The sequence below is a fragment of the Niabella digestorum genome (assembly GCF_036409055.1).
Classification (GTDB): domain Bacteria; phylum Bacteroidota; class Bacteroidia; order Chitinophagales; family Chitinophagaceae; genus Niabella; species Niabella composti.
In genome coordinates, this window is record NZ_JAZGLY010000011.1 from 22740 (window position 1) to 31111 (window position 8372).

At 41.5% G+C, this 8372-nt stretch carries 4 protein-coding genes and 1 pseudogene; 2 read left to right on the plus strand and 3 right to left on the minus strand.

Annotated elements, in window-relative coordinates:
- Positions 1-16 precede the first annotated feature (16 nt).
- From V2H41_RS13720 to V2H41_RS13730, 3 genes are read right to left on the minus strand one after another with little or no spacing between them, the layout of a single operon-like run.
- The gene (locus V2H41_RS13720; protein ID WP_330975739.1) at positions 17-3238 is read right to left on the minus strand and encodes a SusC/RagA family TonB-linked outer membrane protein; all 3222 of its coding nucleotides are present in this window, start codon (positions 3236-3238) and stop codon (positions 17-19) included.
- An 11-nt stretch (positions 3239-3249) separates the two neighbouring features.
- Positions 3250-4458 (minus strand): DUF5689 domain-containing protein, encoded by a 1209-nt coding sequence (locus V2H41_RS13725; protein WP_330975740.1) that lies wholly within the window; start codon positions 4456-4458, stop codon positions 3250-3252.
- A 13-nt stretch (positions 4459-4471) separates the two neighbouring features.
- Complete coding sequence (locus V2H41_RS13730; RefSeq protein WP_330975741.1) at positions 4472-6538, minus strand: hypothetical protein; 2067 nt, start codon at positions 6536-6538, stop codon at positions 4472-4474.
- A 230-nt stretch (positions 6539-6768) separates the two neighbouring features.
- Between V2H41_RS13730 and V2H41_RS13735 the strand changes: the two genes are divergently transcribed.
- Positions 6769-8004 carry an ROK family protein gene (locus V2H41_RS13735; RefSeq protein ID WP_330975742.1) on the plus strand — a complete coding sequence of 412 codons (1236 nt, stop codon included), beginning with the start codon at positions 6769-6771 and terminating at the stop codon, positions 8002-8004.
- Positions 8005-8046: 42 nt separating this feature from the next.
- A pseudogene (locus tag V2H41_RS13740) lies at positions 8047-8372 on the plus strand (glucosamine-6-phosphate deaminase); the annotation flags it as partial.

The following is an 8372-nucleotide window of genomic DNA, read 5'->3' on the forward strand; positions in this document are numbered from 1 at the left end:
TATTTCATAACACACCTTAGAATGTTATTGATAAACCGAACGATACACTCTTCAACATGGGATAGTTAAACCCGTCACCTTGGTTACCATCACCCAGCAACTGATCGGACTCCGAAACGTTTTCTGGATCGATATTGTTCTTGGTATACTTGAACATAGGTGAGTAGGTATAAAGGTTTTCTCCTGATACATATACACTGGCACCTTTAATACCAGCTTTGCGTAACCATTGATCAGGCAGATTATAACCCAGCTGAATATTCTTTAAACGTACGTATGCTGCATTCTGTAGATAACGGGTTTGTACTTCACGAAGTACACCACCTGCTGTCCATGCCAAATAAGCAGTATAGCGAGGGAAGTATGCATTGGGATTATCTTCGGACCAGATATTGCCTATTTGTGAAACTGGAGGATGCCCGTAAGGTGCATTATACTGTCCCCAGAAAGTGTTGGCACCGCGGCTCGGATACCAATCTCTTTTTCCTACACCTTGAATGAATGCAGAGAAGAATAAACGATTCCAATCGGCAGAAAGGTTCAATCCAAAGCGATATCGTGGCGACGAATTACCGATAATCACTTTATCACCAGGATTATTTACAGTGTTGTCTCCGTAATCGATAACCCCGTCGTTATTTAGATCTTTAAACTTAATATCTCCTACGCGCCAAACACCTGCAGCAGTAGAAAGGAATAGCGATTGATTGGCTGAAGTACGAATCTGCTCTTCAGAAACGAAGAATCCGTCAGTTACATATCCCCATATTTCACCCAGTGTTTGTCCTTCGTAGTAATCGCTCAACAGTTTGCGGCTGTTGTTGTATTTGAGAATGGTAGATTTATTATCGGATAGAATAGCTCTGATATTGTAGTTGAAGGGTTTTTCCGCCAGCAGGAAGCGATCACGATAGCTTACACTAAGCTCAAAACCTTTAGTCATCAGATCTGCATAGTTGCCTCTGGGAGAAGCTGCACCAAATACCGCAGGTAGTTCAGGACCTGTAGTAAACATATTGATGGTTTTACGCTGATAGTAGTCTGCATTAATCAACAACTTATTGTTGAAGAGTCCTAAGTCCAGACCAAAGTTGGCTGTTGTAGCGGTTTCCCAAGTAAGACCAGCAGGTAATACAGCCGGTGCACTGGTGCTTGGATTTTGTACGCCTTCAATAATGCGTGTCATTTTAGACAAGGAGAGTTGTTCTTGGAATACATAGGAACTGATATTTCCGTTTCCTAAAGAACCATAGGAAGCTCTCAGTTTTAAGTCAGAGATTAGGTCTCTGGAAATATTCCAGTAAGGCTCCTTAGTTAAGCGCCATCCCGCAGAAATGGAAGGGAAAAATGCAAAGCGCTCATGTGCAGGGAATTTAGAAGAACCATCGTAACGGCCGTTTATTTCGAGCAGATAACGATCGTCATAGCTATAGTTCACTCTGAAGAATCCTCCCATTATGTTCCATTGTTCGTATCCGCCAGTAATTGTCATGGATTCGCCTAAGGCCAAGTTCAGGTCTTCTGCATCAGCGTAAATCAAACCATTACGTTCAGTACCCACACGTTTATAGGTGCTGAGCTCATAGTTATAACCCAGCAAGGTTTTTAAATAGTGTCTTTTGAATTTTTTCTCAAATTCACCATAAAGGTTAGAAGCTATATATTCTGTACTGCGCTTGATAACACGCATATCGTTATACGCGTTACCCAGGTATTCGATTACGCCCGGAATACGACTGTAAGGTACTGGAACGCGTCTGCGTGTTTCATCGTTATTGGTAATTTGATAAGTAAAATCTCCTTTTATGTTTAAAGCATTATTGAAGAATCTTGCATTAAATGATGCTGTATTACGGAATATGTTTTTGTCATAGTCCATTCCGTTTTTACCATAAGCGTAGTCTCCCACGGTATAAGCGGCGGAGTAGGTAAGTGTTCCGTCGGGGTTATACAGAGGTACCATGGGGTGACCTTCTGCCACGATATTTCTCCATATACCGCCAGTTTCTCCAACGTTCATGGGAATATGATAGATTACTTTGGAGAAGTCGGTGTTGTTTGAGACGGTCAACCAAGGGAATACATCTAAGCTTCCTTTGGAGCGTACATTATACATTTTGTAATCATCAGAATTATATCGAAACAGGCCTGGTTGATTAAAGTAATGTCCCGATAATAAATAGCTTGTTCTATTGCTTTTACCGGATACAGTTATGCCCTGATCAATGGACTGTGTGTTGCTTTTATACAGATCCTTAAACCAGTTGTGACTATCGTAATATACATACTGGCCGGTTACAGGATCTACTTCTACACGAGGTAGAGAAGGATCTTCTGACCTGCGTTTCAACTCCTGCAAGTACTCCTGAGAGAATGGCAGCGTTTTGTTGACATTTTGCGGATAGCTGGCGTAGTTATTCCAACTTGCAAATGCTTCATTAAACATAGAAGCCCAAGTGTACCCGTCAGTTACAAACTCTGGAATATAAGTTGGTTTCTTGATGGAGTAGTTAGAAGTGTAGTTGATCTGCAGTTTTTCATTTTGCGGATTTTTGGTAGTAATCAAAATCACTCCAAACGCACCTCTTGCACCATAGATCGCAGATGAAGCTGCATCTTTCAAAACAGTAATGGATGCAATATCCTGTGGGTTGATGAGTGCAGGATTGCCTTCCACTCCGTCAATCAATACTAATGCTTCTCCTCCCTGTCCGATTGATGTTACCCCACGTACGTTAAAAGTTGCAGAAGTACTGGGACGACCATCGGGAGGTGTAAGGTTTAGGTTAGGTATCAAACCCTGTAAGCCTTGCGACAGGTTGGTTAGAGGCCTGTTTTTTAAGGCTTCGTCGGTAATTTGTTCAACGGCACCAGTCAAATTGGCTTTGCGCTGTGTACCATAACCTACCACTACTACTTCATCCAGCGCCTTTTTGTCGGCAGTTAATACCAGATTAATCTGAGCATTGCCTGAAAAAGTTCTTACTTCTGTTTTATAGCCAACATAAGAAAAAGTTATACTGCCCTGAGACGCGTTGCTATGTAGTGTGAATCTTCCTTCATCATTGGTCTTGGTGCCCGCAGCAGTACCATTAATAGTAACGCTTACGTCTTTGAGGGCTTTACCTTCTTCATCCATTACTATACCGGTAATTGTTGTACCGTTTTGAGCTATGCTAATGTTCGTCAAAAGCAAACAATAGCATAGGATGTATATATTTCTAAAAAGTTTGCTCATATTTCAGTCAATTAAAATTTAAAGTGGATATCATCTATGTTAATACGAGGTTTGTTGTTGTTTGCGAAAGGAATGGAAGTGTTTACCACGCGGAAACGCACTGCTTCATTAAAGGTGGCGTTTACGGGGAATGTGGTTGTTTTTAATCCTGAATATTGGGTATCCACTTCAACTGTACCTAATGGAGTATAAGTGGCTCCACCGTCTTTTGAAATCTCTACAGTGAATACAGTGGGATTAACGTTTCCTAATTCGGCTGTAGCAGGGTAGATGCCGTGGGATACAGAGATGGATTTTACTCCTTTCAGATCAAAATTCATTTCAATGATACCGTTACGCACGTTGTTACCCACAGTACCTTGTAGGCGGATACTTTGTCTACCGTTTTTGGGATCTGCGGCTGTATTTGCTGTAATACCACCGTCAATAATCCATTGACCTGTGATAAAGGTCATTACTTTTCGATCGTAGTTGGTGTTGTATGAAAGCTCAAAGTCTTCAAGTAGTTCGTCTACTCCTACTTTGATGTCCTCCAAGTCTCTTAGATAGAAGAGTAATTCATTATCGGTAAATGACGCCAATCCCACCAATGATTGTACAAAGCCGGGGTTATCGATAGTGGCAAATACGGAGTTGTTGGCAAAGGAGGCATACATTTCGGCAATTTCATCGTCAATTAAAATTTTGCCGTTGAGCTTATTGCTCTCGCTATCGAGAGTGATTTTTTCCAATTTAACCAGCATAGGTCCCCAGTATTTTGCATTGGCAAGCAATGCTGCAATATTGGTGGATTTGGGCATGAGACTTTGTTGCTCGCCTGTGCTTGTGATTTGTGATGAGGATAGATTGGTTACCCACAAATCTCCTCCAATTCGTTTCAGAATGGCTCCTTTTAGGTTAAGTACGACGATATCGTTTTTAGTAAACTGATGGGAGCTTTCTTTCAATTCAATGTTAATGGCGGCATCCTGTGTTAGGTCTTGTACTATTAATCTGTTGCCGGGGAAATTACCACCGTTAGCGTCGGAAACTACCACTGCTCTGATGGCGGTTTCTCCTAGTACAATCTGATCTTGAACCTGAACACGGCGGAGATTGTAAATCGAAGCCGGTGAAGGATCGCCGTAACTTCCAATTTTGGGGTCACGAGAACAGGCCACGCCTACCAGGCATAGCACAATCGGCACAATGAGTTTTGCGAGTCTGGAATACAATGTCATAAGAATTAATTTTTCATTTCAACATAATGTTTAAAGTTTCTGTGAATGTTAGGCGGAAAGCCTCTGTGTCAAATGTGCTTTTCGTAGTGTCCCAGTAGTTGGTATTTTTCAATCCAGTAATTAATGCATTCAACACCCAGGATTGTGTCCATCCTGTTTGTGTGCCCCATGGACCCCAGCCAGAGTCGGCATTGCTGGCCCAATACTCCCAACGTCCGAAGTCGAAAGCTCGGAACCAAGATCCGTCTAGGTCACGATGTGTTGGGGCGTGTACCTGTATTCTTACAAACAGGTCTCTGATAGCATCCACGGCATTTTTGTAGGTGCTATCCTGTGTAGCGGCATAAGCTTCGTTAAGACCAAAAGAGGCATAGTTGATGGTGTATAGCAGATCCGTTACTTTATCACCATATTCTGCAATTAGCGGTGCTTCTTTGGTACCATATTCGGCATTAGAAAGAATTTTGCCGTATCGTCCCATGCCTTTAAATCCCAGTCGCTCTTTAATGGCACCACAACTATCCATGTCTTTGAGAAGGGTGAGGGCTACTAGCTTCAACCAATCCCTATGCTGCTGTGTGTTTTCTACCCGTACAAGCCAGGCCAACGGCAGCAGCATCCGTGCGTATTCTTGCTGAATACCATTGGTCCATTTCCATTCGGGAAATGCATTCATGGTAATGGTGATAGCTTCTTTGGCTTTTTGTTTAAGGGGTTCGTATTGCGTTTTGTCATAGAGCCACAGGTATAAGGCCCATAACCAGCTTTCGTAGTGCGGATGAATATTGATAATGTTGCGATTGCCAAGAGCCTGCCATGTGGTTTTTTGCATAGCTGCATCTCTAAACCAAGGACCACGAAACCCATGCACACCAGCAGTGCGGAAATTGCCCAGAATACCTTCTATAATATAATGGTTCCATTCGGACGAAGCCAGATGCGTGGCTGCACCAATAGTACCTAATAATACGCGTGCATTGTCATCTCCGTAATAGGCATCGGGATCAGTAGTGGCCCAGCCAATCAGGCCGAATGATGGACTTTTGGGATCGTTGCGTTCTCCCTGACGTAGGTTGGAGGTTTTATATAAATAGTTTAGCAAATTAATTGCTATGGAATCATACTCAGGCTTATTTAATAATCGAGACGCTGCACTGAGGGCAAATGCAGTTTCGGCTTGACAGTCGCCCCGAATCCACCAACGGATGGGTTGACTGCCATCTTTATTGATGTAGGAGGCATGGCCTTCTAGTATACCATAGCGGCCATTACCGATATTCATATTATCTGAGACTGGAGGGAATACTACACCTTCACCATTTTTCTTTGTAAAGCTGTCCACCAAATGCTTCCAATTTTCCGCTATCAACAATTTTGAGTTCAGATACCACGCGCTACCTCTTTCCACAGCTTTCAGATAATCGGCGCGGGTGATCTTTTCTTCTTTCGCAAATGAAGGTTGTACGGTAGCGTTGGTGGGCCACTTTATAGGTGTATTAATCCCTACATAGTTTAGAATATATTGCCACAAGGTTTCCCAATAGTGAAATGGTCCAAACCTTGCATCGAGCCAATTGCTGATCTGTATACCGGAGACCAGTACGTTCTGTTTTCGGAATAGAAAGGGAAAACGTTCGGTATCTAGAATGCCATATTCTGCTTTATCAAAGCCGGCAACTTTGGCGATGTAGGCATAAGTGTGTGGCTGATCGGGGTAGGCATAGAAAGGATGGTCGTTTATCGAAAGGATCGCCATCGAGTCTAGCTGCGGAATTTGCTTTCCTGCAATTACGCCACGCTCCAGTGTGATTTTTTTTATTTCTGGTTGCTCGTTCGCTAAATAATAAGGATATTCAATAAAGACTTTTAAGTCTTTAACGGCTATTTCTCGAAGTAGTGCTGGAGTAAGTGCCTGAGGCTTCTGAATACTTCCCAATACTAGGATACCGTCACCTTGCCGCGCTTGTTTGATCGCTGCCGCTAAAGAAGTGGCATGTTGTACAAGAGCGCCGCTTTTTTGAATGGATGTAAATACAGGTAAACTTTTATTACCGACCACAATGGTCTTAGCTTTCGTCATTTGCATGCATATGCAGCACGCTAATAGCAAAACCAGGAATTTTGTATTTTTTTTCATGATGGAACTCAAAAATATAAATTTATTTCACAAATAAACTAAATTAATAAAAAAATTTATTAATTATTTTGCTGTGAAAGATAAAATGGGGATTTTTGGTGGATTTTATTATTAATTTTATATTTATAAATATGCTATTATTAATAAAATTTAGTAATAGATAACCTTTACATATGAAAGACCTCAAAAATTTCCTAGCTGATTTATCGGAAAAAGAGCAGTCCGAAAGTGGCGTGCAGTATAAAAATGCATTGCTACAGAAGGAGATTTTGGCTTATTGTATCCGTAATGAAAAAGTGACGATTGCTGAACTTTCGCAGTATACCAATACCAGCGTTCCTAAGGTGAATGATGTGGTTTCGGAGTTGTTGGATTATAATTTGATTACCGATTTGGGTAAAGAAATTATCGGAGTGGGGCGCAAGCCTAATTTTTATGGACTGAATGCTGAGGCTGGATATTTTATGTCGGTAGAGGTACACCGACATCATGTAAATCTGGCTTTGATTAATTTTAAAGAGGAGATTGTAGTTCTCAATGAAAATGTGCCCTTCCAATTGCAGAACACCAAAACCTGTTTTGAAGAGCTTTGTAGCTTGATTGACAGTTTTTTGAATGCTCAACATCAATATGTTCCCAAAATAGCAGGACTGGGTTTAACCATCACTGGTAGAGTGAATCATAAAACAGGGTACAGTTATAGCTTTTTTAATTTTCATGAAGAGCCATTGAGTAAAATTTTGGAAAAGTGCTTTGGAATGCCTACCTATGTAGAGAATGATACGCGTGCTATGGCTTTTGGGGAGTATGCCAAAGGGTGTGTAGGGGATGAAAAAAACGTATTGTTCCTTAATCTCAATGAAGGTATTGGGATGGGAATCATTATCGGTGGCGATCTTTATTCAGGTAAATCGGGGTTTGCTGGTGAATTCGGCCATCTGGCCATTTTCAATAATGAAATCATTTGTCATTGCGGGAAGAAAGGATGCCTGGAAACCGAAGCTTCAGGAGCGGCTATCGTACAGCAGTTACATCAAGCTATTCGAAAAGGGACATCTACTATCTTAACCGAGCAAGAATGTATCGACGATATTCAAGTAGGACATATAGTGGATGCTGCCCTGAAAGATGATAGTCTCTGTATTGAATTGCTTTCTGCTGCGGGTGAAAAAATCGGGAAAGGGATTGCACTAATGCTAAATCTTTTTAATCCCGAACTAGTGATTATTGGTGGAGAGCTTTCGCGTGCAGGGTCGTTGATATTACTCCCGATCTTATCATCTATCAATAAGCATTCACTGAATTTGGTTAATACTGATACAGAGTTTAAGTTTTCCAGGTTAGGCACCAAAGCCGGTGTGATTGGCGTGAGCCTTTTACTCAGAAATGAGTTGCTAGGGATTGATTAATAATTAAAACACATTTAATATATCATCATTTAAATAATTTCAATGAGTATCAAGTTGTATAATGCAAGTATTAATAGTTTGGAAAAAATTGATGTAGCTATTAAGCAGGATGTTATAAGTGGCTCTAAGTATATTGCCAATCTTATCGCCGATTTAATCCGTTCCAAGCAGGCGTCCAATGAGCCATGTGTGCTGGGTTTGGCTACTGGCTCCAGTCCTAAAACTTTGTATGCCGAACTGGTACGCATGCACAAGGAAGAAGGGCTGAGCTTTAAAAACGTCATCACTTTTAATCTGGACGAGTACTATCCCATCAGCCGAGAGGCCGTGCAAAGCTATTATCGCTTCATGCACACCCATCTGTTCAG